Source organism: Rhodanobacteraceae bacterium (genome assembly GCA_016713135.1).
Taxonomy (GTDB): Bacteria; Pseudomonadota; Gammaproteobacteria; order Xanthomonadales; family SZUA-5; genus JADKFD01.
Map to the genome: position 1 here is coordinate 169,456 of JADJPR010000020.1, position 24,460 is coordinate 193,915.

At 68.9% G+C, this 24,460-nt stretch carries 23 protein-coding genes and 1 pseudogene; 14 read left to right on the plus strand and 10 right to left on the minus strand.

Translation table 11 applies throughout. From position 1 onward, the window contains the following. The 3 genes from IPK27_15600 to IPK27_15610 are packed head-to-tail and all read left to right on the plus strand — an operon-like array spanning nt 1 to nt 3,253. Entirely contained in the window at nt 1-813 is an 813-nt protein-coding gene (locus IPK27_15600; protein ID MBK8068987.1) for a hypothetical protein, read from the plus strand. Beyond that, nucleotides 810-2,399: a hypothetical protein gene (locus IPK27_15605; GenBank protein ID MBK8068988.1), complete on the plus strand. Its 1,590-nt coding sequence runs from the start codon at nt 810-812 to the stop codon at nt 2,397-2,399. Before IPK27_15600 ends, IPK27_15605 begins: the two co-directional genes overlap by 4 nt. After that, nucleotides 2,396-3,253 carry a hypothetical protein gene (locus IPK27_15610; protein MBK8068989.1) on the plus strand — a complete coding sequence of 286 codons (858 nt, stop codon included), beginning with the start codon at nt 2,396-2,398 and terminating at the stop codon, nt 3,251-3,253. The genes IPK27_15605 and IPK27_15610 overlap by 4 nt, the downstream gene beginning before the upstream one ends. Before the next feature lie 6 nt (nt 3,254-3,259). Here IPK27_15610 and IPK27_15615 read toward each other — a convergent pair whose 3' ends face one another. From IPK27_15615 to IPK27_15625, 3 genes and pseudogenes are all read right to left on the minus strand, one after another. Then, the gene (locus IPK27_15615) at nt 3,260-4,678 is read right to left on the minus strand and encodes a sigma-54-dependent Fis family transcriptional regulator (GenBank protein MBK8068990.1); all 1,419 of its coding nucleotides are present in this window, start codon (nt 4,676-4,678) and stop codon (nt 3,260-3,262) included. Further along, on the minus strand, nt 4,675-6,294 hold the full coding sequence (locus tag IPK27_15620; GenBank protein ID MBK8068991.1) for a response regulator: 1,620 nt from the start codon (nt 6,292-6,294) through the stop codon (nt 4,675-4,677). Before IPK27_15620 ends, IPK27_15615 begins: the two co-directional genes overlap by 4 nt. Before the next feature lie 32 nt (nt 6,295-6,326). After that, a pseudogene (locus tag IPK27_15625) lies at nt 6,327-6,560 on the minus strand (hypothetical protein). A 241-nt stretch (nt 6,561-6,801) separates the two neighbouring features. Between IPK27_15625 and ruvC the strand changes: the two are divergent. The 10 genes from ruvC (at nt 6,802) to IPK27_15675 (ending at nt 17,797) form a co-directional block, all read left to right on the plus strand. Then, entirely contained in the window at nt 6,802-7,311 is a 510-nt protein-coding gene (ruvC, locus tag IPK27_15630; GenBank protein ID MBK8068992.1) for a crossover junction endodeoxyribonuclease RuvC, read from the plus strand. A gap of 104 nt (nt 7,312-7,415) precedes the next feature. Continuing rightward, on the plus strand, nt 7,416-7,685 hold the full coding sequence (locus IPK27_15635) for a hypothetical protein (GenBank protein MBK8068993.1): 270 nt from the start codon (nt 7,416-7,418) through the stop codon (nt 7,683-7,685). 11 nt (nt 7,686-7,696) lie between these two features. Then, entirely contained in the window at nt 7,697-9,883 is a 2,187-nt protein-coding gene (locus IPK27_15640) for a hypothetical protein (protein MBK8068994.1), read from the plus strand. 98 nt (nt 9,884-9,981) lie between these two features. After that, nucleotides 9,982-10,473, plus strand: coding sequence for a hypothetical protein (locus tag IPK27_15645; protein MBK8068995.1), 492 nt, complete (start codon nt 9,982-9,984; stop codon nt 10,471-10,473). 127 nt (nt 10,474-10,600) lie between these two features. Beyond that, nucleotides 10,601-10,927: a DUF2200 domain-containing protein gene (locus IPK27_15650; protein ID MBK8068996.1), complete on the plus strand. Its 327-nt coding sequence runs from the start codon at nt 10,601-10,603 to the stop codon at nt 10,925-10,927. 62 nt (nt 10,928-10,989) lie between these two features. After that, nucleotides 10,990-12,885, plus strand: a complete 1,896-nt coding sequence (locus IPK27_15655; GenBank protein MBK8068997.1) for a tail fiber domain-containing protein — start codon at nt 10,990-10,992, stop codon at nt 12,883-12,885. Further along, entirely contained in the window at nt 12,872-13,180 is a 309-nt protein-coding gene (locus IPK27_15660) for a hypothetical protein (protein MBK8068998.1), read from the plus strand. The genes IPK27_15655 and IPK27_15660 overlap by 14 nt, the downstream gene beginning before the upstream one ends. Nucleotides 13,181-13,287: 107 nt before the next feature. Beyond that, the gene (locus IPK27_15665; protein ID MBK8068999.1) at nt 13,288-14,862 is read left to right on the plus strand and encodes an AAA family ATPase; all 1,575 of its coding nucleotides are present in this window, start codon (nt 13,288-13,290) and stop codon (nt 14,860-14,862) included. Further along, the gene (locus IPK27_15670) at nt 14,862-15,860 is read left to right on the plus strand and encodes a hypothetical protein (protein ID MBK8069000.1); all 999 of its coding nucleotides are present in this window, start codon (nt 14,862-14,864) and stop codon (nt 15,858-15,860) included. Before IPK27_15665 ends, IPK27_15670 begins: the two co-directional genes overlap by 1 nt. Continuing rightward, entirely contained in the window at nt 15,857-17,797 is a 1,941-nt protein-coding gene (locus IPK27_15675) for a VWA domain-containing protein (GenBank protein MBK8069001.1), read from the plus strand. Before IPK27_15670 ends, IPK27_15675 begins: the two co-directional genes overlap by 4 nt. A 145-nt stretch (nt 17,798-17,942) precedes the next feature. Here the strand turns inward: IPK27_15675 and IPK27_15680 are convergent, their stop codons facing one another. The 7 genes from IPK27_15680 to IPK27_15710 form a co-directional block, all read right to left on the minus strand. Continuing rightward, nucleotides 17,943-18,164 (minus strand): hypothetical protein, encoded by a 222-nt coding sequence (locus IPK27_15680; protein MBK8069002.1) that lies wholly within the window; start codon nt 18,162-18,164, stop codon nt 17,943-17,945. A 181-nt stretch (nt 18,165-18,345) separates the two neighbouring features. Then, a complete protein-coding gene (locus IPK27_15685; protein ID MBK8069003.1) occupies nt 18,346-18,951 on the minus strand; it encodes a hypothetical protein in 606 nt (201 codons plus the stop codon). A gap of 1 nt (nt 18,952) precedes the next feature. Further along, nucleotides 18,953-19,465: a hypothetical protein gene (locus tag IPK27_15690; GenBank protein ID MBK8069004.1), complete on the minus strand. Its 513-nt coding sequence runs from the start codon at nt 19,463-19,465 to the stop codon at nt 18,953-18,955. Between the two features lie 377 nt (nt 19,466-19,842). Continuing rightward, on the minus strand, nt 19,843-20,088 hold the full coding sequence (locus IPK27_15695) for a hypothetical protein (GenBank protein ID MBK8069005.1): 246 nt from the start codon (nt 20,086-20,088) through the stop codon (nt 19,843-19,845). 134 nt (nt 20,089-20,222) lie between these two features. Beyond that, nucleotides 20,223-20,393, minus strand: coding sequence for a hypothetical protein (locus IPK27_15700; GenBank protein ID MBK8069006.1), 171 nt, complete (start codon nt 20,391-20,393; stop codon nt 20,223-20,225). A gap of 647 nt (nt 20,394-21,040) precedes the next feature. Then, complete coding sequence (gene xerC, locus IPK27_15705) at nt 21,041-22,057, minus strand: site-specific tyrosine recombinase XerC (GenBank protein ID MBK8069007.1); 1,017 nt, start codon at nt 22,055-22,057, stop codon at nt 21,041-21,043. After that, nucleotides 22,054-23,823 (minus strand): hypothetical protein, encoded by a 1,770-nt coding sequence (locus IPK27_15710; protein ID MBK8069008.1) that lies wholly within the window; start codon nt 23,821-23,823, stop codon nt 22,054-22,056. Before IPK27_15710 ends, xerC begins: the two co-directional genes overlap by 4 nt. 209 nt (nt 23,824-24,032) lie before the next feature. On the opposite strand from IPK27_15710, the gene IPK27_15715 reads away from it, so the two are divergent. Beyond that, nucleotides 24,033-24,404, plus strand: coding sequence for a helix-turn-helix domain-containing protein (locus IPK27_15715; GenBank protein ID MBK8069009.1), 372 nt, complete (start codon nt 24,033-24,035; stop codon nt 24,402-24,404). Nucleotides 24,405-24,460 lie beyond the last annotated feature (56 nt).

Here is a 24,460-nt window from a genome sequence, read left to right on the forward strand (position 1 = left end):
ATGTCCATCCGAAGCCCCCTGATCCCGGGTTTGCTGGCCCTCGTGGCATCCACGGGCGCCTGGTCGCAGTCCAAGGAGGACCTGTTTCGCCAGGTCTTCGGCAACAAGGCAGCGACCGAGCGCAGTCTGGAAGCGGAACTGCTGGTGGATGGCTACAGTCGCGACACGGTCTCGATCAGGATCGCTGGCGAGCAACTGATCGGAGTGGACCTCTCGCAGCTTCGATCGCGCCTGCAGGAACTTCTGGACGATGCGACTGCAACCTGCCTCGGCGCGCCAGCTGAAGACCCCGTCGAGCGCGCAGGCGAGTGTGGCCTCCGGCTGAGCTACGACGCGTCTACGCTCAAGCTGATGGCGGAAGTGCCCGCCAAACTGCGCCGCGAACAAGCGCTTCCCGTGCGCACGACGCCGCCGGCCCGTCCGCCGACGGCCGGCGAAGCGCGCCTGTCCGGCTTCCTCAACCTGAGCGCGTCCTCACGCTGGCAGACCGGCGGCGCGCAAGACCTGCGCAGCGATGCGCTGGGCCTGGACGGTGCCATGCGCTGGCGCGGAGCCACCGTAGAGTTTGACGGTGTGTGTGCCAGCGGCGGTTGCGCCCCCGGTCTGCGCTCACTGGTGGTCGACCAGACCCAGGGAATCCGTCGCTGGCGCCTGGGGGACTTGCCGGACACTCAAGCCGGCGCCATTCCGATCCCTGGACTGCGCGGTTTGTCGGTCGCCACCGCCTTCGAGCTGGCGCCGGCGCAGAGCTACACGCCGGACCTGGACACCCCGCTGGAACTGAACGCGCCGGCGACGGTGGAGTCCTGGTGAACCAGCGCCCCGTGCAGCGTTTCCAGCTACCGGCCGGGCGTTACTCGGTGCGCGACTTCCCCCTCGCCTTCGGCGCCAATGCGGCCGAGCTTCGGATCACGGACGCCGCCGGTCGCGTCCAGACGCGCCAACTGGAAGCCTTTGTCGACCTGTCGCTGCTGGACCAGGGCCGCACACGCTTCGGTATTGCGCTCGGCCAGCCGGCGATCGGCCTGGGCCTGGGTGAGGACAGCGCTCGCCCGTGGACCATCGCTGCCGAGTACGCCAGCGGGCTCAGTCCGCGCACGACGGTCAGCTATGCCTACGCCGGGATGCCCGAGTTACGGCGCCATGTCGCCGAGATCGGGGTGACCCAGGCGCTCGGCCGCTGGTTGGTTGGAACCCAACTGGATTGCTCGGCTGGCTTGTCGCCCGGCTGCATGGCTGCGTTTCGCTTCCGGCGTGGCAGCGACCCGATGGCCGCGCACCCAGGCTGGCGGCTGGAGGGAGCGCTGACGCTGCGTCAGGCCGGTTACCTGGACTTGCTCGACGCACCCGCGGGCGGTCGCCGTGCCCAAGGGTTTCTGCGTGCCGCGCGCAGCCTCTCCGACCGTTACAGCGTGGCCTTCGGCCTGCGCGCCGGCCGCGACGATCGGGCGCAGACGGATGTCCTGGTGAGTGCACAACTGGGCGGCCGCCTGGGGCGACATTTCAGCTTTCGCGTCGGTGCGGAGCACCTGCGTTCGCCTGGCTTGCCGCATGAGACCCGCTACACCGCCAGTCTGTCGCTGTTGTTCGATCGTGCCGCGCAGTCCGTGCAATGGGACGCGGACAGCCAGGACTCGCTGCAATCCGCTCGCTGGCAACTCAACCGGGGCGGCCTGCGCGGCGGCTACAGTGCCGCCGCAGGGCGCAGCTCCAGCGACTTCGGGGACACCGCCGATGCCAGCGGGAGCTTCCGCCACGAGCGCTTCGGAGCGGATCTGTCGCTGGCCCAGGCGATGCCAGCGCTGGGGCCGAGCGTTCGCGACACGCGCCTGACAGTCCGCAGCGCCCTGGTCTATGCGGACGGCCACTTCGGCATCAGCGAGCGCGTGGTCAGCGCGTTCGGCATTGTGGTGCCGGCCGACCCCGAAGCCGCGGGCACGGTGTACGTCAATCCGGTCGACGAGGATTACATCGCCAGCAGCCGCGGCCCCGGACCGGCGGTCGTGCCGAACCTGCGGCCGTACGAGGCGCGTTCGCTGGTACTGTCGTTGCCGGAACTGGCCACCGGCCATGACCCTGGCCCGCTGTTCCCGGTCGTGCTGCCGGGCTACAAAGGCGGCGTGCTGATTCCCGCCGGCGGCGCCACCACCCTGAGCCTGAGTGCCCGTCTGCTGGATGCGTCCGGGCAGCCGCTCGAACTGATCGCCGGCGAGTTGGTTCCGGCGGACGGCGGCGATGCGCTCCCGGTCTTCGCCGGCCGCGGCGGCCAATTGCGCGCGCATGGGCTGCGCCCGGGCACCTGGACCTTGATCCTGCACACACGCCCGACGCGCCGGCAGACGCTGGTCATTCCCGCCGATGCGCGCGGCTTGGTCGAACTCGGAGACCTTGCGCCATGATCGTTCGCACCCTGCTGCTCCTGATTTTCGCCGGTGCCGGCGCTGCCCGGGCCGAATGCAGCGCTACCCTGCAGGTACCCGTCAGTCACCGGATCCCGGCCTGGCTGGCGGTCGACCTGGCCGAGGGCCGGATGCTCCAGGAGAGCATCGACCTGCGGGTGGACGGGATCGACGGCTGCCCCACGCTGGCCCTCGGCGTTGATGTGGAAGCGAGCGATCCGCGGTCGCGCGTCGAGATCCTGAGCGCACCCAACGGGGCCCAGGTCGGCACTTCCCCAGGTGCCGGGCAACCGCTGCTGCGGCTCGCCACCGACCGCACCGAACTTCGCCTGGCGCCGGTCGTGGCATGGTCTGCGCAAGGACAAGCGTTGCGCGCGGGCGAACACGGCCTGCGTCTGCGCTGGCGCCTCTACCCGGCGGATGACCTTTTGCCGCAGCCCCTGGTCGAAGTCGAGACACGGCTCAGCGCGACGGTCCCGGCGGTGCTGGAGGTGGAGTTGGTGGCCGCCGGCATGCAACTCCCGCTGGCGGGCGCCCAGGCGCTGCTGGACTTCGGAGAGGTCAGCTCCGGTGCCGGGCGCCGCGCGGAAATCCGTGTCCGCGGCAACGCCAGGGCACAACTCGGCATCAGCCGCCGCTGGGGCGAGCTGCGCCTGCGCGACCGGCCCGGTTACGCCATTCCTTACACGCTGCTGGTGGACGGGCAGATCGTGTCCGGCAAGGAATGGCGTTGGCTGCTCGACGGCGATTCGGACGCTGGCCGGGCGGACCTGGAGGTGCGACTGGGCGATGTGGAAAGGCGTGCCGCCGGCGTTTACGAGGACGTTCTGACGCTGGTGGTGGCGCCAGAGTAGGCAAGTTCAACCGGCACCCCACTGCGCGAGTTTGCGGTAGATCGTGGACGGCGCCACCTCCAGACGGCGCGCGGCCTCCGGAATGTTGCCTTTGCACACGGCGATCGCATGCTCGATGGTGCGCCGCTCGATCGAGGCCAACGGCTCGATGGTGCCTTGCGGGGCCACCGCGGGCGCCACCGGGCTGCCAGGCGCTGGCACGGCTTGGGCGGCGGGGGGGAGGCGTGGCGACTGGCGCGCTTCCAGGCGCAGTTGCGCGGGCCCCAACTCGCCACTCGCATTGAGCACCACCGCATGCCGGATCACATTCTCCAGTTCGCGCACATTGCCGAGCCAAGGATGGCGCAGCATCGCGCCGCGAGCGTCCTGGCTGAATCCATTGAAGCGTTTGCTTTCCTCGCGTGCAAATCGTTGCAGCAGTTCTTCAGCAAGCAGGAGGACATCATCCTCGCGCTCGCGCAGGGGCGGCAGATGCAGCGGGATCACATGCAGGCGGAAGTACAGGTCCTCGCGGAAACGCCCGGCCTGGACCTCCATCCACGGATCCCGGTTGGTTGCGCACAGGAAGCGGACGTCCACCTGGCGTTCCTGGTTCGCGCCCAGGCGCTTGACCACACCGGTTTGCAGGAAACGCAACAGCTTGCTCTGCAAATCCAGATTCATCTCGCCAATTTCGTCGAGGAACAAGGTGCCGCCATGCGCCTGCTCGGCTGCGCCCTCGCGCGCTTGCTGCGCACCGGTGAAGGCGCCCTTCTGGTGGCCGAAAAGCTCGCTCTCGATGAGGTCGCGCGGGATTGCGGCGCAATTCAAGGCGACGAAGGGCCCCTCCCGGCGGGGACTTTCCGCGTGGATGGCGCGAGCAGTCACCTCCTTGCCGGTGCCGCTCTCGCCGGTAATGAAAACCGTGGCCTTGCTCGGCGCCGCGGCGGCAATGGTGCGGTAGACCGCCTGCATGGCCAGGCTCTTGCCGATGAATCCATGGAAGCGCTCACGGATGCCCGCGCCCATCAAAGTGTCGACCTGCCGCTGCAGCATCAGGCGTTCGAGGGCATTGCGCAGCGTCTGGGTCAGTCGGTCCTTGCTGACCGGCTTTTCCAGGAAGTCGATCGCCCCCAGGCGGATCGCCTCCACCGCAAGATCCACGCTGCCGTGTCCGGTCGCTACCACCACCACGATGTCCGGCGCCTGTGCGCTCAAGGCCGTGAGCAGTTCCAGGTCGTTGGCGTCCGGCAACTGCAGATCGAGCAGGACCAGGGTAGGCGCCGCTTCGGAAATGGCCGCGATGGCATCGGCGGCGCTGCCCACGCTCGAGGTCTGCCAGGGCTGGTCGCGCAGGTACGCCCGGTAGAGCGCGCGCAGGCTGTCGCTGTCCTCGACGATGAGGACAGTCGCTGGCGACAGCAGCGATCGCAGACGGTCATTCATGCGCGGACTCCCCGGGCCTGCTCCAGCCAACGCTGGACCGCAGCCTGCACGGCGCGGCCCATCTCGACGACGGCGGCAGCGCGGGCGCGCCCATCGCCCGCAAGCCCCTGTCCGCACACCTGCTCCAGTTCGCGCGCCGCCTCCGACAGGCGGTCTGCGCCGAAGGTGGCCGCAGCCGACTTCATCGCGTGCGCTTCCCGGCCGACCTTTTCCAGCGGCAGCTCCGGACCCATCCGCGCCAGCCGCTGGCCCAACTCGCGCTCGAACGCGGCCAGCACATCGATGGCGAGTTCGGGCCCCAAGTCCACGGTCATGCGCTCGATCGCCTGCGGCTGCCACACCGGCCCGGCCTCCGGCGAACGCGGCACGAAGCGTTCGATGACCCGCACCAGATCCTGCTGATCCACCGGCTTGCTGAGGTAGTCGTTCATGCCGGCGGCCAGGCAACGCTCGCGATCGCGCGGATGCGTGTCGCCAGTGACCGCCACGATCGGCACGCGCCCGGCGTCTCCGCCGATCTGGCGGATGGCTGCAGCCACCTCCAGGCCGCTCATGTCGGGCAGCGAGAGATCGGCAAGCACCAGGCCGTAGCGCCGCTGGCTGACCAGGCGCACCGCATCCGACCCCATGCTCACCGCATCGCACTGGCATCCCAGGCGCTGCAGGCGCGCGAGCATGACCATCTGGTTGGCGTCGCTGTCTTCCAGGATGAGTACCCGTGCGCGCTCGCCGGCGGCCGGCTCAAGTGACACCTCCGGGCGCTCGATGGAGGGCACCACTTTGCCCAGCGTGGCGTCGATGATGGTCCGTCGACGCATCGGCGAGGACAGCCAGAGCAGCGCGTCGGCGCCGGGTGCCAGATCCAGCCGCGGCTGCATGCCGATCGGCACCAGCACCGCTGCCGAGCGCGCACGCGCCGCCTCGCGCAGCACCGCCGCCGCCATCGGCGCATCCTGGTGGACCAGCAGCAGGTCGAACTCGCCCCCGCGCTGGAGCAAGTCCGCCCCTGCACCACCGTCGGGGACCACGCGCACACCCAGGCCCCAGCTCTGCAACTGCTCGCCGAAGCTGGCGCGACGCGCCGCATTGCCATCCACCAGCAAAACCCGCCGCCCGCGCGCCTCGCCCACCAGGTCGCAGAGCCTTTCGAATTCGCTGTCGCGCTGCAGGCGCAGGTCGAAACTGAACACGCTGCCGCCGCCGCGCCGCGGGGAGTAGCGGATGCTCCCGCCCATGCGCTCGACCAGCCGGCGACACAAGGCAAGCCCGATTCCCAGGCTGGACATGCGCAGGTCGCCCGGAGCGGCTTGCGGCAGGATCGGCGCGAACAGGTTATCGCGCATGGACTCGGGCACGCCACGGCCGCTGTCCCGCACTTCGAACCACAGGCGCTCGCCGCGCGTATCGCCGGGCGCCGGGCGCACGCTGAGCACCACGCTGCCGCGCTCGGTGGCCTTGCCGGCGTTGTCGAGCAAATTGACCAGGACCTGGCGCAGGCGGAAACCGTCTCCGCGTAGCGCCACCGGCGTCTGTGGATCGATGATGCTGGCGACCGCCACGCCGCGCGCATGCAATCGCGCCGCCACGGTCCCGAGGGCGCCCTCGGCGATGGCCACCGGTCGATGGGTGCTGTGGTCAGGCGCAACTCTCCGGCGTCCAGACGGGCCAGGTCCAGGGTGTCATTGACCAGTTGCAGGAGGGCGCGACCTTCATCCACGGCGGTGTCGACGAAACGGCCCTGGTTGGCATCCAGCTGGGTCTGACTAAGCAGTTCCAGACTGCCGAGGACGGCATTCAGGCGGCTCCTGAAGGCGTGCGTGAAGGCGCTGGTGAAGCGCGCCATCGCGCGGCTTTCGATACTGGAAGACTGCTCGTCGGACATCCGTTGACGCCTCGAAATTCGGGCCGCGGCCAGGAACGCGGGCGGCGACCGGCGCTGATCCTAATCGATGCCGGCGCGCTGGGCTTGATCGAACCCCACGCCGACGGTCGCAGGGTGCGCGGCGATTCCCAGACGCGCTCAATCGTGGCCTACTGGGCGCCATGAACGCGCGCACCTGGTTTCGCCGTTGGACCCCGCCGCCCTGCGCCAGGCCTGCAGCCTGCGCCCGGATCGCGGCAGCATGAGCACCCGAATCCTCGGCATCGATCCCGGCTCACGCCGCACGGGCATTGGCTTGATCACGAGCACTCGCGGGCAGCTGAAGCACGTCCACCACGGCATCGTCCAGACCTTCGACGAGAACTTCCCCTTGCGCCTGAAGGACATCTTCGACGGCGTGACCGCGGTGATCGCGGAGTTCAAACCTGACGAGGCGGCGGTGGAGACCGTGTTCCTGTCGAAGAACCCGCAGTCCGCGCTGAAGCTCGGCCAGGCGCGCGGCGCGGCGATCTGCGCCTGCGTCAACGCCGGCCTGCCGGTCAGCGAATACGCGCCGCGCCACATCAAGAACGCGGTGGTGGGCGCCGGCGGCGCCGACAAGACCCAGGTGCAGTACATGGTCGGCATCCTGCTGACCCTGCAGGGCCAACTGCAGGCCGACGCCGCCGATGCGCTGGCGGTGGCCATCGCCCACGCCCACATGCGCGAGACCGCCGGCCGGTTGGGGCTGCCGGCGAAGCTGTTCCGCTGAGCGTCGTCGGTCGCGCTCAAGGCAACGCGCGAGCGCGGCGCGGCTCTGTGCACTTCTTCTCGCGGGGGCGTTTCCCCGAGCTTGGAGATCCGCGAGGAAGGCGCATGTCGCAACGCCATCGAGTCCTGCTGTGCCTCTGGGCACTGAGCCTTGGCGGCCTGGCCTGGGCGCAGCCCAGTGGCGGCCCCTACGCCATGCGCAAGCAGGTCATCGCACCAGGCGGGCGCGCGTTGGGTGCCGGATCAGCGATCTCGGCCACCCTCGGCGAACCCGGCGTCGGCACCTTGACTGGCGGCGGGTTGCGCTTGACCGGCGGATTCCAGACACCGCGGCCACCCGTGGCCGACACCCTGCATGCCGATGGCTTCGAATAAGCGGAGACCCCATGTTCGCGAATGGCCGTACCAGCGCTCTTGCTGCCGCCCTGTTCCTTGCACTGGCCTTGCCCGCCTGGGCAGTGGACAGCGAATTCACCTACCAGGGTCTGCTTGAGGACGGCAGCCAGCCGGCGCAGGGCAGCTACGACTTCGAGTTCGCGCTGTACGACAGCCTGATGGGCGGCGCGCAGATCGGACTGATCCAGGCTGCGCAGGATGTGCCGGTGGTGGACGGGGTGTTCGCCACGCCCCTGGACTTTGGCCCACTGGCCTTTACCGGGCCGGATCGCTACCTGGAAGTACGCGTGCGCCCGGGCGCTTCCAGCGGCACTTACACCCTGCTCGGCCCGCGCACCAAGGTCGGCGCCACCCCCTACGCGCAGCTGGCCGATAGCGCCGCCTTCGCCGCCACCATCGCGGACAACAGTGTCGACAGCGCGAAGATCGCCGATGGCAGCGTGGGCGCTGCCGACATCGACCCGGGCTCGGTGCAACGACGCATCGCAGGTACGTGCCCTGCCGGCTCGGCCATCGCGGCGGTGGCAGCGGACGGCAGCGCCACCTGCGTCAGCGGACCGGCCGGCCCGCCAGGACCGGCGGGCGCGCCAGGCGCCACCGGTGCTGCAGGGCCGCAAGGACCGCAAGGACCGACCGGACCGGCCGGACCGGCCGGCGCGCCCGGATCGGCCGATGCCTGGGCGCGGCTGGGCAACGCCGGCACTGATGCTGCGACCCAGTTCGTCGGCACCATCGATGCGCAGCCCCTGGTCCTGCGCACCCACAATGCCCGCAGCCTGCGCCTGGAGCCGTCGCCAGTCCTCCTGAATGGGGTGCCCAACACCGCCAACATGATCGCCGGCAGCAGCGCCAATGGCGTGACAGCGGGCGTGCGCGGGGCCACCATCGCCGGTGGCGGCGTGCTGCCCAACTCGGACCCGGACGTCAACAACGACGCCCCGAACCTGGTGACCGATCTCTACGGCACCGTTGGCGGCGGCATGAACAATCGCGCCGGCGATGGCGGGGGCACGGTTGCAGACCGTGCCTTCGCGACGGTCGCCGGGGGCCACGTGAATGTGGCGAGTGGTGCCTTCAGCGCCGTCGGCGGTGGCTTCTCGCACCTCGCCAGCGGCTCGGAATCCACCATCGCCGGCGGCATCGACAACAGCGCCACCGCCTCACGCGCCACCGTCGGCGGCGGCGGCAGCAATGTGGTCAGTGCGACCGCCGGGGTAGTGGTCGGCGGCGACAGCAACCAGGTCCAGTTCGCCCATGGCTTCATCGGCGGCGGCCAGAACAACCTGGTGAGCACCGGTCAGTGGGCGGTCGTGGGCGGCGGCTTCGGCAACCAGGCGACCGGCTCGGGCGCGGTGATCGGCGGCGGGTCGAACAACCGCGCACCCGGCGCGGGGGCATTCGTCGGATCCGGATCCCAGAACACGTCCAGCAGCTCCGCGGCGGTGGTCGCGGGCGGGGACATCAACTCGGCAACTGCCTATGCCGCCGTGGTCGGCGGCGGTGCATTCAACTGCGCCGGAGGAGTGGCCTCCTGGGCCGGCGGAACCCAGGCGAAGGTCCGCCCGGGCACCAATTCCGGCGCTCCCGGACTCGCCTGCAATGGCGTCCCGGTCGCCGCGAACGCCGAGGGCGACAACGGCACCTTCGTCTGGGCCGACAACCAGTACCAGGACCTGGTCTCGACCGGCCCGAACCAGTTTCTGGTGCGCGCCGGGGGCGGCATCTGGCTTGGCCAGTCGGGCGTCCCCGCGATACCCGCCGGCCGCTTCATCGCCACCTCGACCGGCGCCTACCTGTCTACCGGCGGAACCTGGACCAACGCATCCAGTCGCCAACTGAAGCGCGCCTTCGAGGCCGTGGACAGCAGCGCCATCCTGGCTGGCGTGCTCGCCTTGCCGCTCTCGCGCTGGGAGTACACCGCATCGCCCGCCGAGGGCCGCCACCTGGGCCCGATCGCCGAGGACTTCCATGCGGCTTTCGGCCTGGGCGGCAGCGAGCGCGCGATCAGCACGGTGGATGCCGACGGCGTGGCGCTCGCCGCGATCCAGGGCCTCAACACCAAGCTGGAACAGCGCAGCGGCACCCAGGACGAGCGCCTGGCCACGCTGGAGCACGAGAACCGCGAGCTGCGCGAGCGCCTGTCGCGGTTGGAGCGCGCGCTGTTGCATGACCGGTAGACGGCGCGCGCTGGTCGCGGGCACTCGGGGCACCGCGGGGTGCAGGCGCTGCGCTTGCGGCGTTAGCATAGTGGCCTGTCCGCCTCCGGAGCTGGCCGATGCGCGCGCTGCGGCGACTCCTGTTTGCCCTGATCTGTGTGCCGGGTCTGCTGGCGCTGGACGGATGCTCGGCGCCTGATCCAGCGCGGGAAGACCCGGTGCTGTTGCAGCTGGAGCGGGTGGCGCGCCACCTCACCGGGCCGCGCCATCTGCGCGCCTCGGCCTTTCCCGCGCTGCGCACCAGCGACCGTCCGAGCGAGTTGGTCTCCTTCCTGTTCTCCGATATCGGCGTGGCCGAATGGCCGCCCGCCGACGACAGCAGCGAGATGTCCCGCGAGCAGATGAATGCGACCAACACCCCGATGTTCCCCGCCGGCGGCGCGTTGGTATTCGAGCAACCCGACCCGCGCATGGGGCGCCAACTGGTGCTGAGCGCCGATGACCGGAGCGGCGAGATCGTTGCCACCGCCTACCTCGACCCTGGGCGCCCGCCGGTCTACACCCAGCGCTGGCCGATGCCGGAGTTCCGCGAGCCACCGGGCGGGCGCTGATTCACCTGTTGCGTCCTTCGTCTCGAAAATTGTTCCCGAAAGCGCCGGCGTCCCCGCCCGCCTGAGGCAGACTCCACCAGCGCCCACTGCGAGCCCGCCCTTGTCGCCATCGCACCGCATCTACGCCATGCGCTTCGCCAGCGTCTATCCGCTGTACGTGCAGAAGGCGGTGAAAAAGGGCCGTACCCAGGCTGAGGTGGACCAGGTGATCTGCTGGCTCACCGGCTACAGCGCCGAGGCTTTGCGCGAGCAGATCGACGCGGGCAAGGACTTCCGCACCTTCTTCGCGCAGGCGCCAGCGATGAATCCGAACGCGTCCCTGATCCAGGGCGTGGTCTGCGGCGTGCGCGTCGAGGCTATCGCGGACCCGTTGATGCAGCAGATCCGCTGGCTGGACAAGCTGGTGGACGAATTGGCCAAGGGCCGCGCGATGGAGAAGATCCTGCGGGCCTGAGCCTTGGCGGAGGTTCGCGCCAGACCGGGTATTGCCGGGGACCATCCATCCCGGAGCCGCCCATGCGTCGCCTTGCCACCCTCCTGCTGCTCGCACCGGCCGCTGCGGCGGCTGACACCTTCCGCTACGACGGATGGCTGACCGACGGCGCACAAGCCGCGCAAGGTCGCTACGACCTGCAGCTGCGCGTGTTCCCGGCCGAGAAAGCCGGCGCGGCGCTGGCGCAGGCGCTCGAGTTTCCCGCCGTCGAGGTGCGCGAGGGCCGCTTTGAGGTTGCGTTCGAGTTGCCGGACGGCAGCCCGCCGGAGGCCTGGGTGGAACTGTCGGTGCGCGGCCCGGGCAGCACCGGATTCAGCCGCATCGCGCAACGCACCAAGGCGGTGGCGGCACCCACCATCGGCCAGTGCTGGTCCGCCACCGGCGACACCCTGACCAACCCGAACTTCAACTTCCTCGGCACCATCGACCTGCAGCCGCTGGTGCTGCGCGCTGCCAATGCCCGCAGCCTGCGCCTGGACCCGGCCAACATCTTCACCGGCGGCCTGCCGATCACCCACAACGTGCTCGGCGGATCGCACGCCAACAGCATCGTCGCCGGCCGGCGCGGCGTCACCATCAGCGGCGGCGGCACGCCCATGGGCGACCCGGACCCCAATGTACCCGGCGAGGGCCCGCAGGTGGCTTCGGGGAGCTACGCCACGATCGGCGGCGGCGCCGGCAACGCCGCCGGGGGTGAGTTCGCGCACTTCGCCACGGTCGGCGGCGGTTCCACCAACCAGGCCAGCGGCTTTGCCGCGACGATCGGGGGTGGATTCGGCAATCTCGCCAGCGGCAATGCCGCCACCATCGCCGGCGGCAATGGCAACACCGCCGAGGGCAACCAGGCGACGGTGGCGGGCGGCGTCAGCAACATCGCCAGTGGCTTCCAGCCGGTCGTCGGCGGCGGCACCAACAACATCGCCAGCGGTTCGGCTGCGACGGTCCCCGGCGGGGTCGGCAACTGCGCCGGTGGCGCGTTCAGCTTCGCCGCCGGAGCCGGCGCGATCGTGCGCGCGGGCTCGGGCTCCGGCGCGAGTTGTGGGGCGATCCCGGCGGTGGGCACCTTCGGCGACAGCGGCACCTTCCTGTGGGCTGACCGCGGCACCGCTGGCGGCATCGAGACCATTGTTTCGGCCGGCAGCAACCAGTTCCTCGCGCGCAGCCGTGGCGGCGTGGTGTTTCAGGATGTCATCGCCGGGGAAACCGACACCCGCCGCCCGCGCGGCTATTTCAACGCGGTCGCCGGGGACTCGGGCATCGCCCAGCCGGCGTCGCCGTCGGCCAATACCGTGGCCAGCTTCGAGAGCGATACCGATGCCTTCATCCGCGTGCTGACCCCGGATGCCGAGGAGCGCGGCATCGCTTTCGGCGAACCGGGCGGCGGGCTGTCGGACGGCGCCATCGTCTACTCGCCGGCCAACACCCTGCAGTTCCGCACCAACGGCAATGTCACGCGCATGACCCTGGGCGCGGACGGCACGCTGACCCTGAACACCCTGGGCGCCGCCGGGTCCACGGCGGTCTGCCGCAACGCTTCCAGCCAGTTGTCCACCTGCTCGTCCAGCGCTCGCTACAAACGCGACATCCAGGACCTGCCGCTGGGCCTGGATGCCGTGCTGCGCCTGCGCCCGGTCAGCTATGTGTGGAAGGAAGGCGGGATGGCCGATGTGGGTTTTGTCGCCGAAGAGGTGGCGCGCATCGACGAACGCCTGGTGACACGCAACGCGCAGGGACAAGTCGAGGGCGTCAAGTACGAACGCCTGAGCGCATTGCTCGCGGGCGCGGCGCAGCAACTCGCCGCGCAGGCCTCGCTGCAGCAGCAGGCCATCGAACGACTGGAGGGCGACTCGCACGCGCTGCGCGAGGAACTGCGTGCGTTGCGTGCCGACCTGGAGGCACTGCGCCATGGCCGCCACTGAGCGCATGTTGGCGGCGCTACGGGCACGAGCGCCCTGGATGCGGGCGCTGGCGATCATCGCCTGCATCGCGGGCGCACCCGCGGCCGATGCTGACGAGGTCGGCCGCTATCGCCTGGACGCTGAGATCCGCCCCCAGGCCACAAGCGAAGACGGGCGCTACGGCCTTGTCGCCACGCTCGCGCGCGCCTCGCAGTCGGTCTCGACCGACGGGCGCTACGCGCTGAAGCAAGGCCGCGCAGATGTCGGCTGCGAGCCCTTCGATCCGGTCTTTGCGGATGGTTTCGAAGGCAGCTGACGCGCGACTGCAGATACCGGCGCGGCGGCCGGAAGGGCCACCACGCGGCCCGCCGCGGGCCGCCCCTGCGTGGCATATTGCTCCGCAGTCCCATCGGGTACGCGCCCATGCTCAAGCTGTTCCAGCGCCTGTCGGCGGCGCCGACCAACCCCAAGCCCACCCAGGCGCCCAAGCGCTTCGACGTGGCGGACCTCTACCGCGGGCCGGCGGATGTGGTGGCGGGCGGCGAGGCCGCCGCGGCGCTGCCGCTGGACGAGAAACTGCGCCAGGCCTACTTCTGGATCGTCAACACCGCGATCATTTCGCCGCACTACGACATCGAGTACCTGGACGGCCCGCCGCAGGAGTTCCTGCTGGGGGACCGCAAGGCGCGCCTGACACTGCCCAGCGCGCAGAGCTATTCCAGTTTCGTGCTGCTGCCGCTGCTGACCTTCGCCACCCAGCGCAAATGCCTGTTCATCGGCGGCCCCGGGCGCGGCAAGACCGCCAGCGCGGTGCTGATGGGCGTGATCGCCGGCTACCCCGTGCGCGAGGTGCGCCGCGGCATGCAGCGCGGGCAGCCGCAGATGACCGTGTCGGACCTGCTCGGCCAGCCGCTGCCATCGGATTTGATCAACGCCGACAGCGTGGCCAAGGTGCGCGTGGCCTGGCGCTCCTGGCTGTCGATGCGGGTCAAGATCATCGACGAATACAACCGCATCCCGACGCGCACCCAGTCGGCGCTGCTGACGCTGATGGGCGACAACTACGCCGAGCAGTTCGACCAGATCTACGAATGCCCGCCGGCGGCCTGGTACCTGACCGCCAACGACGACCAGGGCGGCGGCACCTACCAGGTGATCGAGGCCTTGCGCGACCGCATCGACGTCATCGTCCAGGCGCTCGCCTTCAATCCCCGCTTCCTCGGCGAGCTCTTGACGCGCATCGAGGAAGACGCGCGCCCGGAGGAATTCGTCCCGCGCGAGATCATCTTCAGCGAGGAGGAGATGCGGCGCATGGCGAAGGAGGTGCGCGGCGTGCCGATGCCCGCACCGGTACGCCGGCGCCTGGAGTTCTTCGCCAGCCAGTTCGAATACATGGACGTGGCCGGCGAGCAGTTCGAGTACAAGAGCAAGGACACCGCGCGGCTGGCCGGCACCGACTGGACCTGGCTGACCGCGCAGGACGATGGTCGCGACCGATTGAAGGACCTCGGCTGCCACACCAGGAACGGCCTGTCGGTGCGCAACCTGATGACCCTGATCAGTTACGCCAAGGCGCTGGCCTGGTTCCGCGGCTCGGCCGAGGTGTCGCTGGAGGATTTGCGCCAGGTGCTGCCCTTCGTGCTCAACGACAAGCTCAAGCCGGACCTGGACTCGCCCTTCTTCCAGGCGCCGGCGCACACCGGCTTCCGCAGCGACCGCATCGGCTGGCTGCGCCATCTGTTCGACACCAGCTGCAAGGAGTACGACCGGCTGGAACTGGACAGCAAGGACGTCACCGCGGAACTTGCCGCGGAGCTGCAGAGCGGTCTGGACGGGGTGGAGGAAGCGGAGGTGCGCAAGCGGCTGGCGCGCATCGAGCGGCAGATCGCGCACATCGGCAAGGGCGGCAAGATTTACGGGCCGCTGCATGACGATCTGCTGCTGCTGAAATCCTTGCACCAGCGCTACACCAACTACCTGCGCTGGCTGACGCAATGATGGCCGTCGGCAGCGCACTCGGCGAGGTCCTGCGCGGCGGTCGCGCCGAGTTCAACCGGCGCTTCGTGCTGGCGCAGCAGCGCTGGCCGGGGCTGGACCCGGCCGCGTTTTCCGAGCTGCTCGCCGGGCCGGTCGACCAGATCTGCGCGGCCGTGGCGAAGGCGCAGCCCTCGGCGCTGCCGGCCACGGTGGACGCGCTCTACGACGCCACGCTGTCGCTGCTCGGGCAGCGCTGGATCGGACCCGGCGGACGCGCCAGCGCCATCGTGCACGCGTGGAGCGTGCTGGCGCGCCAGGCGCCGGCGCTGCTGGCGCTGCAGCCGGCGGCGCTGCTGACCGCGGTGGCCAATGCCCTCGTCCATTGGAGCGCGCACGGTGGCGGCGGAGATTGGCTGGCCACCCTGGCCGCGCTGGCACCGCGCGCGCGCTCGCCCGAGGAACTGCTGCGCGCCGGCCAGGTGGCCGCCTGGCGCCACGGCCTGGCGCACTACCGCGACAGCGCGCTGGAACGCGCGCGAAAGCTGGAGCGCGAGCTGCTGGCGATCGCCTTCGGCGTGCCCATCGGCGACTGGCAGGACGCGATGCTCGACCAGTTGCGCGCGGACCGCTGGTATCGCCCGGACCAGCCGCCGGTGCGCGGTGCGCGCGTGGTGGCGAAAGTCGGCGCCTTCGTCGGCTTCGGCGGACGCTTCGCCGAACCGCCGCTGGCGGCGCTCGATGGCGGCGAGGTGATCCTGCACGCGGGCGGCCAACGCTTCGCGCTGTATGCCGATGCCTATGGCCACAGCCTGCAGCCGCATGGCGAGGGCGCGTTGCCGGCGGCGACCACTTTGCCGCCCGGCTGGCGTATCGAGGGCGTGCAACTGACCGGCCCCGGCCTGCGCCAGTCCTTCGCCGACCAGGGGGCGATCACCAGCACCGTGGCCACTCGCGACCTGCTGTTGCTCACCCACGCCTGGTCGCACGCCGCCACCCTGCTGGCGCTGCCCGCGCCGTGAAGCAGGCCGCACAGCCCACGCTGGCCGAGCGCTGGGCGGCGGCCTGGCCCGACGCACTGGCGGCGTGGAGCCCGTACACCCGGCTCAAGGCGCCGCTGCTGCTGGACAGCAGCAAGGCAGCCGCGGCGCAGGGCCTGACCGGCAGTTTCGCGATGATCCGGCTGGTCGACCAGACCGTGGTGATCGACCTCGAAGGCGTGCGCAAGCTCGGCATCGAGGATTACGCGGTGGAAGTGCTGGCGCACGAGATCGGCCATCACGTCTACGCGCCGGCCTCGATCAGCGAGCACACCCGCTCGCTCGCACGCATGTTCCCGGCGCTGCCGTCGATGACCCAGCACGCGCCGATGATCGCCAACCTGTACACGGACCTGCTGATCAACGACCGCCTGACACGCAGCGCCGGGCTGCGCCTGCCTGAACTGATGCAGGCAGTGGTGCGCGGCAGTCAGCAGGGCAAGGCGAGCAAGCTGTGGACGCTGTACCTGCGGATCTACGAACTGCTGTGGGGAATGGAGCGCGGCAGCCTGTGCGGGCGCGAGTTGGTGCCGGCCGCGCCCGGCGCAGTCCCGGCGCCAATGGAGGCGAAACCGCGCAAGGGCGCGCAGGCAAAGCCGGCCACCGATGCCACATCGGGCACCGACGACGTCGTGATGCCGGCCGCGTACAAGGCCGACACCGCGATCACCGACGAGGCGATCGACCTCGACGCCCGCCTCGCCGCGCGGCTGGTGCGCCACCATGCGCGGCACTGGCTGGATGGCGCCGGGCGCTTCGCCTTGCTGGTCCTGCCCTACCTGATCGAAGACGCGCAGGCCGGCGAGAAACTGCAGCAGCTGATGGACACCAAGGATGCCGGTCAGGGCGGCCAGCCCGAGGGCCTGACCGGGATGGATCCTGAGGAGAGCGGTCCGATCCATCATCCCGCGCTGGACGACGACCTGGGCGAGGCGCCCGAAGCCGAGGACGGGGAAGATGGCAAGTCGCCCGCCCCGGGCAAGCCCACCCAGGGCCAGGGCGGCCAGGGTCAGGCACGCGATCCCTACCAGTATGGAGAGTTGCTGCGCCTGGCCGGGCTCAAGCTGGATCGCCAGCAGGCGGCGATGCGCTACTACGCGGAGCGCGCGCGGCCTTACCTGGTGCCCTTCCCCAGCCTGCCGGCCAGCCAGAGTGCGGACCCGCTGCCGGAGGGCCTGGACCCGTGGGAAGCGGGCGATCCGCTGGAACTTATCGACTGGCGCGAGAGCCTGACGCTGAGTCCGCGGCCGATTCCTGGCCTGACCACCGTGCAGCGTCGTTACGGGGTACAACCTGGCAGCGAGCCGCAACGTCGTCCGCTGGACCTGGACCTGTATGTCGACAGCTCCGGCTCGATGCCCAACCCGACCACGCTACTGTCCTGGCCGGCACTCGCCGGTGCGGTGATCTGCCTGTCGGCGCTGCGCGCCGGCGCGGCGGTGCAGGTGACCCTGTGGGCCAGCCGCCAGCAGGTGATGAGCACCCCGGGCTTCGTACGCTCCGCCGACGAGTGCCTGAAGATCCTCACCGGCTACTACGGCGGCGGCACCCAGTTCCCGCTGCCGACGCTGCGCGAGACCCACGCCGGGCGGGTCAAGCTCAAGCGCCCGACGCACATCCTGGTGGTCTCGGACGACGGCGCCTCGACCATGTTCGACACCGCGGACGAGAAGGGCACGCCCGGAATCGAGGTGTGCTCGCAGGCACTCGCCCATGCCGGCGGCGGCGGCACCCTGGCGCTGAACATCCCGGCCAACTGGGACCGCCAGAAGCAAAACTCCAGCTACTACGCCAACGCCTATCGCTGGATCCAGCGTGCGCGCAAGGAACAGGGCTGGCTGGTGTCCGCCGTCGCCAACATGCCGGACCTGCTGGCCTTCGCGCGCGAGTTCACGCGCAAGCACTATCGGCCGGAGTAGCGCGGGAAGTTGCGCCCGAATGCGTCGGTTCACTATGCTCGACGAGTAATATATTTGATTGCCGCGTTAATAGCCCCTGTCAAGAGCGATGCCCACATCGCCATTAAAAAGCGTGCGCGCGCTCTTGTGCATGTCCTCTCTCTTCTCAATCCACGATCGATACGCGGACACCGGCGCCAAGGACAAAGAGGCGTTGAATATCGTCTGCCGAAAGCTCGATGTCGAGGCGTTTATATCCGTCGCCCAACACCATTTTGGCTACGTAAACGTCTAGATGCACTTCCTCAACGCCCTCGATGGATGGCAGATATGTATTCTGATCACCCATTTGCGAAAGAATACTGTGAATGTGGTCCGACAAGTCCATTGAATGAGCTCTTGATCTCAACTCCCACATTCCCGTGGACGCCACAATACATTTTCCGCCCATTGAGTGCCGGAGACCACCCTTGCGTTGAGCCCTCGTGGGATGAGCGCTGATTCTTGCGCCAATCAGACCGGGCCTCGGTGTTTTCTAAGCGTCCGAATCCTCGCCTAACACACTCTATTTATTGAACGCGCTTCACTTGCACCGGAATGGCAAGATGTTCCCGTGCACGGCTAATGACCAGCTGCCGCCGCTCTGTACTGGCACCTGCTTCAAGCAGGCTGATGTCTTGCGATTGGCGATCCAACTCGGATTGCACAACGGGGCTTGATAAAATAGCGCCTTCGTCAATCACGTTACCTCCGATTTCTCGGATCGCCCACTGATCTACAGCGTTATAGGCAGTAGTTAGAGCATTGAGCGCATCATCTGATTCTGGACTCACCATCGATTGAGCCGCGTATATAAAGCAAATGCAAGCGTCATCAAGATAGGCATCTTCATCGCATAGTGCACTGTCCGCAGTAGGCAATTCACCTACCAGCCGCCCGGCCAAATCCGAAACAGTTCGTAGCTCCCCTGTATCAACCTCGGTGGAAGTAATCGCCGTCACTAATCGAGATGAAAGTTCCGCCACAACTCGCGGAATGCTCCCCGCTCGAACAGGATCACCGAACCGGATGGCGGGCAATAGCCGCAAGGCTGCACAAAGCGCAACGGTGCCTCGCGCAAGCGGCGCCATCCCTTGCAGCCTGGTGCGCACTTCTTCTTCGACGAACTTTCGCATACTAATCCCATTCGGCCGATCGCGACCCCGTGATTTTGCCACCGCTGTTCTCGATCTCCCGCCTGCATTCCGCACAAAAATCACGAGTCGCGTTCATCCGCGAAGGAGATAACCCCTGTTCTTTTGCTTCTTTCAATGCCGTTCGTTCCGCATGAAGCTTGGGGTCCCTAGCTGCGATTTCGTTCTTAGTGAGGGAATCGCGTTGCGCAGGCGTAAGGTCGCGCTTTCCTCCAGCAACCACGGCCTTGCCTTCCTTAACTTCTAATCGCGCAGTCGTTCGCTGTCGCTGTGCAATAGGATCGAGACGTTTATGGATCTCTTCGACTCTTCTCGCATTCTGTGCAACTCCGGCGCCGACCCGGATTGCCGCCAAGGCCTCCGATCCCAACGCCGCCAAAACCGGTCCGCCACCAATCAATAACGCAGCCGCCGCTGCATAAGGAGCAGCCGGCGCATAAACCTCAGGATTTGCCCCAACCGTATCGGCCCAACGGTCGGCCGCCATTTCACTCATGCGCCCGTCTGGGTCGACATTAGTCATCGGATTGTTATTGGCATATTCATTGTGAGCCGACGTGCACTCGCCTCACCGATGCGCCAACCCCTTGATGGGCTGCGGGTTTTCGCCGCTTTCGACCCTTGATGCACCTCCCTCGAACCGCGTTTTGCCCTTGAGGCGGTTTTTCGCTCGCAGGCGGCCCCTTCGTCAAGCACTTTCTGGCCGGCGCTCCGATCGGGCCGCCGGTCGTGCGGCGCGTCCCGCGTCGTGCGGCCGGTGGCGGCGCGCGGGCCGGGGTGGTCTTGCGGAGCGCGGGCGACTCCCGCGCGCAGTGCGCGCAGGCCGGCCAGCGCGGGGCCAGGCGCCGCCAGGCGCCTGGCGCTGTGCGCCGTTCACTCCGGTGGCGCGTTCCACCACGGATAGCCCACGCGCCGGTAGTACTGCCGGGCGTACATGCGTTCGTCCGAACCGTTGGTCTGGTAACCGTCCGTGCGCGGCTCCGTGCCCGGGCTACCGAGGCCACACAGGTCAGCGATAAAGCCGCGCAGCACGAACTCGGGTTCGACACCGTCGGCCTTGCACAGATCGATGAACTCTTGCGGCAACTGTAGCGTGACGCGGCGCGGGGTGGGTTTCATGGCGATTCTCCAGGCATGCCCGGCGATCGGCTTGATCGCTGTTGGCGTCCCCTCGCCAGCACCGCGCGCAGTCGTGTCAATGCTCGCGCAGCGACCCGCGCAGCGGGCTCGGCATTGACGCGGCGAGCACGGTGCTACGCTGCGACGACAACAGCGAGCAACTTACGAAGGACTTCCGGTGAGCGAGCTTTGCGGTACGTCTTGCCGGCGGCCTCGGTATTGCCGGGCGCGCGGCACCGGCGCTGGCCGAAGCCGTGCAGCCCGCCCGCGCGCAACTGGCGAGCCCGCACGAAGCCGAGCAGCAAGCCATGGATGGCGCGCAGGCTGTTGCCGCAGGACGCTGGCCAACTGCGCCGCAGGAGCGGCGCGCATCAGCAAGCGCATGGATGCGCTGGCGGCCCGTTGACATAGCGCGGGTTGGACGGGCGCGGCGCTGTGAGCGCGGCATGGATGCCGCGCGCCGCGCCGAACAGGCAGGACGCCTGCGGCTAACAACGCGCTATGTCTGAGGGCCGCCGATAGCCCCGTGAGCCGCCGCCGTGGGCTTCCTGCGAAGCGCGGACGTCCGCGGCGACACGGGGATGGGGGCTGCTGGGGTCGGCGCGGCCGTCGGCGATCGAGCCGCGGTCGGAGCGCGCTTTGGCTTTCCCTCGGGCTGGCCGAAGGGCCTGTTCGGCGTCGGCTGCAACGCAGTTCAGCCGCGCCCGCGGGGCCGCAGTCGAAGCACAGCCGCTGCGATCGCCGCCGCGCCGGCCTGCCCACCCGTTGCCCACCGCTACCCCGGTTACGGGGATGTGTTGAAGCATCCCCTTCACCGGGCTGCGCTGCGCGCAGGCCGTGGACAACGCGTGGACAGCCCCCGACCTCTGTGCGCTGTCGCTGCCGATCACGGACACGCGTTGTCCTCCCAATGAACCAGGATGGATCTCTGTTCTCGCTTGCATGGCCCGGTCTACTCGCCATCCTCCGCCGAGCCTTCCCGCAACAACCGCGCCGCCGGGTGGGTCGCCGCATGCACCGCTTTCAGCTTGCTGATCGACACCTTGGTGTAGTGCTGCGTGGTGCCGATGTCGGCGTGGCCGAGCATTTCCTGCACGTGGCGTACGTCGGCGCCGTTGTCCAGCATCGCGGTGGCCATGGTGTGCCGGAACAGGTGGCAGGCGCCGGCCTTGTGCACGCCGGCCTTGTCGAGATAACTGCGCACCCGCCAGCTCAGCGCGTTCATCGACAGGCGTTTGCCGTCGATGTTCAGGAACAGCGCCGGATCGTGCACCACGCCGATGAGCATCGGCCGTGCGTCCTGCTCGTACTTGGTCACCCACGCCAGCGCACGCTCGCCGATCGGCACGAACCGGCCCTTGCCGCCCTTGCCGCGGCGCACATGCAGCGTGCCGCGCTCGCGCTCGATGTCGTTGACGTTCAGGGCCGCCAGTTCCATGCGCCGGATGCCGGTGCCGTACAAGAGTTCCAGCATCGCCCGGTCGCGCAGGCCCTGCGCGTAACCGATGTCCGGCAAGGCCAGCACCGCCTCGACCTCGGCGAGCGTCAGCGGATCGCGCAGACCTTTCGGCACCCGCGGCAACTCGACGTCGGCCGCCGGGTTCGAGGGCAGGTGGCGATGCTTGACCAGCCAACTGAAGAACGCGTTCACCGCCGCCACGATGTTGACCTGGCCGCTCGCCGCCAGCGGCTGGCCGTCCCGCCGACGATAGCGGTACAGATGGCCCTGGAAGGCTTCCACGTGCGCGTGCGTGACGTCCCGCGGCCGCTCGAGGCCGTGCTCCACGCACCAGGCGTTGAAGTGCGCCAGATGGGAGCGACGCACGGTCAGGCTCTGGCGGCTGATCTGGCGCACTTCCAGCGCATCGAGATGCCGCAGCAGCCAGGCCGCCACGCTGTCCGGCGTGCGCGGCGTGTCCAGCAGCCGCGAGCGCGCGGTGCTCTGGCCCGGCTGGCGGACCGCGATCATGGCGCCGCACCGTTCCCGCGATGCGGTTTTTGCGGTGGAACCGATGCCGAACCGCAGAAAGCCGCGTCAGTGCTGGCTCGCAGCGGTTTTTGGCCACCCCGCAAGCCCCCCGCAACCCCACCGCGAACGGGCCGCGATCCCCCCGCGAGGTGGGGCTCCGGACCCCGCGAGGTTGGGAGTTCACCCCGCGAGGTTGCGCTTTGACCCCGCGAGGTTTTGGCATCCGCGCGCTCGAAGTCCTCGCTCAGGCCCATCAGTTGCGGCGCATCGCTGCCCGCATCGCCATCGAACAGCAGGCTGTAGCTCATCCGCTGGCCCGGCCGGCCGCCGTGCTGCAGCACGTAATCGAGCGTCACGAGACGATCCAGGTGCACCCGCAACTGCGTGTCCGACAGCCCCAGCAGCGTGCGTACCTGCCGGCGCGTGAACTGCAGCGCTCCGCGCGCGAGGCTCTGTGCTTGCGACTGCGCCGCCACCCAGCCATCCAGCGCCGTCAGCACCCGCCGCGTCTGCGGTGGCAACTCATCGAGGCTGCGCCCCAACACCGCATGCGCCAGCCGGTTGGCGAGCTCGATATCTGCCGGCTGGACTTCGATGTACTCGACGCCGCCGGCCACGCGCTTCACCGGCCGCTGGTGCTGGTGCAGCAGCGCGATCGCATCGATCAACGCCAGGTACTTCGCGTGATCGCGTCGCAGCCGCACCCGGTCCGAGGCAAACGACAGTTGCTCCGCATACGGGTTCACCACCGCCAATGGTCGGAGCAGCGTCTGTGCCGCCCGGTGCGCCGATATCACCGCATCGCCGCGCACCTTCGCCTGCAGCCCCGCCAGCGTGCGCGCCTGCCGCTGGCGCTGCTGGATCGCCGCCGTCTGCGCCGGCGTCTCGTCGATGGTCAGCACCACGCAGCGATTCAACAACTCCTCGTCGATGTCGATCGCCGTGCTCGTCAGGCACAGCATCACCGGCCCCTGCACCCGGTACTCCGCCGTCACCAGCCGCCCGGTGGTCGGATCCTTGCTAGTGCTCGCGATGGTCAGTTCGCCTTGCGACTGCAGCAGCTTCAGCGCATACGCCGCCTGGCGCACGCCTTCCTCCTCGGCAATCGCCAGGATCTTGTGCTTCAGATCCCCTTCGCCGAGGTAGAACAGCGATTGCCCGGTCATCGCCGAGTAATGCACCCGCTGCGAGGCCGGCATCAGACCCAGCAACGCCTCCATCAGCGTCGACTTGCCGGCCGCCGAGGTCGACTGGATCAGCACCGCCAGCGGCTTGTCCAGCAGCCGCGACACCATCGCAAGGTAGGCCACCAGCGCGTTGTCGCCTTCGCCGACCACGCCGACGGCTTCCACATCGCGCACGATCCGCGAACAAAGCGCCGGATCGGACAACAGCGCAAGCCCGGCCGCTTCATCGGCTGGCGACAAGGTCGGCGCAGGCGCAGCCTCCGGCGCCAGCGCACCGCGGATCGCCGCCTCCTGCAAGGGCTCCAGCGCCAGCACCAGCGCCGACAGGTCGCCCGCGATCGCTTCCTCCGCCACGCCCAGCTCAACCGCAGCACCCTTGGCGAAGCTGTGCCGGCCACGGGCCTGATAGAGGTCCAGCGTGTCCAGGTACAGCCGATCACCAGAAGACACCCGCAGCGTCACCTTCAGCGACTCCGCCGACAGGTTGCGCGCCAGACCGCGCACCCGGTACGCGCGGCCGGCACGGGAGAAGCGGATGTCGTCTTCGGACACCACCTCGGCGACCCCGGAAGCCAGCAACGGCGCGGAAAGTGCGGGATCGGCAGGGGCCGAAGATGGCACGCGTGACTTCGCGGAGGTGGGCATCGAGGGGCTCCAGGCCGAAAAACCTGTCAAGGGGTTTGCGAAGAAAATAACTCGCTCACGGAGTATTCTGCAAGAGAGTATCAAGCCCCGTCACTCCGCAAAGGAACCCTATCGTGGCTCCATCGCCATTCCGTGCCACCGACATGGCCGTCTCCGCCGCCGAGCGCCGCTTCTACGTCGAACTGGGCCAGCGCATCGCCGCGCTGCGCAAGGCGCGCGGCCTCACGCAGACCCAGCTTGCCGAACATCTCGGCGTCGCCCAGCAGACCCTCGCGCACTACGAGGCCGGGCGGCTGCGTCTGCTCGCCGGCGCGCTGCCGACCCTGGCCGAGCAGCTTGCTGTCAGCGTGGAAGAACTCATCGGATCGCCGGTCACGGTGAAGACGGGCACCGGCAAGCGCGGGCCCGTGCCCAAGCTGCAACTGCAACTCGAGCGCATCAGCGCACTTCCCAAGGCGCGCCAACGCGTCGTCAGCGAGGTGCTCGACTCGCTGCTCGCTCAGCCAGCGCGCTAAGCAGACCGCACCGGCTCAAATGCAGCGAGGCCCGCGGATGCAGGCCTCGGTGTTAG

Coding starts and splice junctions, on each gene's coding strand:
- IPK27_15600 (MBK8068987.1), top strand. CDS start 1: ATGTCCATCCGAAGCCCCCTGATCCCGGGTTTGCTGGCCCTCGTGGCA.
- IPK27_15610 (MBK8068989.1), top strand. CDS start 2,396: ATGATCGTTCGCACCCTGCTGCTCCTGATTTTCGCCGGTGCCGGCGCT.
- IPK27_15615 (MBK8068990.1), bottom strand. CDS start 4,678: ATGAATGACCGTCTGCGATCGCTGCTGTCGCCAGCGACTGTCCTCATC.
- ruvC (MBK8068992.1), top strand. CDS start 6,802: ATGAGCACCCGAATCCTCGGCATCGATCCCGGCTCACGCCGCACGGGC.
- IPK27_15635 (MBK8068993.1), top strand. CDS start 7,416: ATGTCGCAACGCCATCGAGTCCTGCTGTGCCTCTGGGCACTGAGCCTT.
- IPK27_15640 (MBK8068994.1), top strand. CDS start 7,697: ATGTTCGCGAATGGCCGTACCAGCGCTCTTGCTGCCGCCCTGTTCCTT.
- IPK27_15645 (MBK8068995.1), top strand. CDS start 9,982: ATGCGCGCGCTGCGGCGACTCCTGTTTGCCCTGATCTGTGTGCCGGGT.
- IPK27_15650 (MBK8068996.1), top strand. CDS start 10,601: ATGCGCTTCGCCAGCGTCTATCCGCTGTACGTGCAGAAGGCGGTGAAA.
- IPK27_15655 (MBK8068997.1), top strand. CDS start 10,990: ATGCGTCGCCTTGCCACCCTCCTGCTGCTCGCACCGGCCGCTGCGGCG.
- IPK27_15660 (MBK8068998.1), top strand. CDS start 12,872: ATGGCCGCCACTGAGCGCATGTTGGCGGCGCTACGGGCACGAGCGCCC.
- IPK27_15665 (MBK8068999.1), top strand. CDS start 13,288: ATGCTCAAGCTGTTCCAGCGCCTGTCGGCGGCGCCGACCAACCCCAAG.
- IPK27_15670 (MBK8069000.1), top strand. CDS start 14,862: ATGGCCGTCGGCAGCGCACTCGGCGAGGTCCTGCGCGGCGGTCGCGCC.
- IPK27_15680 (MBK8069002.1), bottom strand. CDS start 18,164: ATGGACTTGTCGGACCACATTCACAGTATTCTTTCGCAAATGGGTGAT.
- IPK27_15685 (MBK8069003.1), bottom strand. CDS start 18,951: ATGCGAAAGTTCGTCGAAGAAGAAGTGCGCACCAGGCTGCAAGGGATG.
- IPK27_15690 (MBK8069004.1), bottom strand. CDS start 19,465: ATGAGTGAAATGGCGGCCGACCGTTGGGCCGATACGGTTGGGGCAAAT.
- IPK27_15695 (MBK8069005.1), bottom strand. CDS start 20,088: ATGAAACCCACCCCGCGCCGCGTCACGCTACAGTTGCCGCAAGAGTTC.
- xerC (MBK8069007.1), bottom strand. CDS start 22,057: ATGATCGCGGTCCGCCAGCCGGGCCAGAGCACCGCGCGCTCGCGGCTG.
- IPK27_15715 (MBK8069009.1), top strand. CDS start 24,033: ATGGCCGTCTCCGCCGCCGAGCGCCGCTTCTACGTCGAACTGGGCCAG.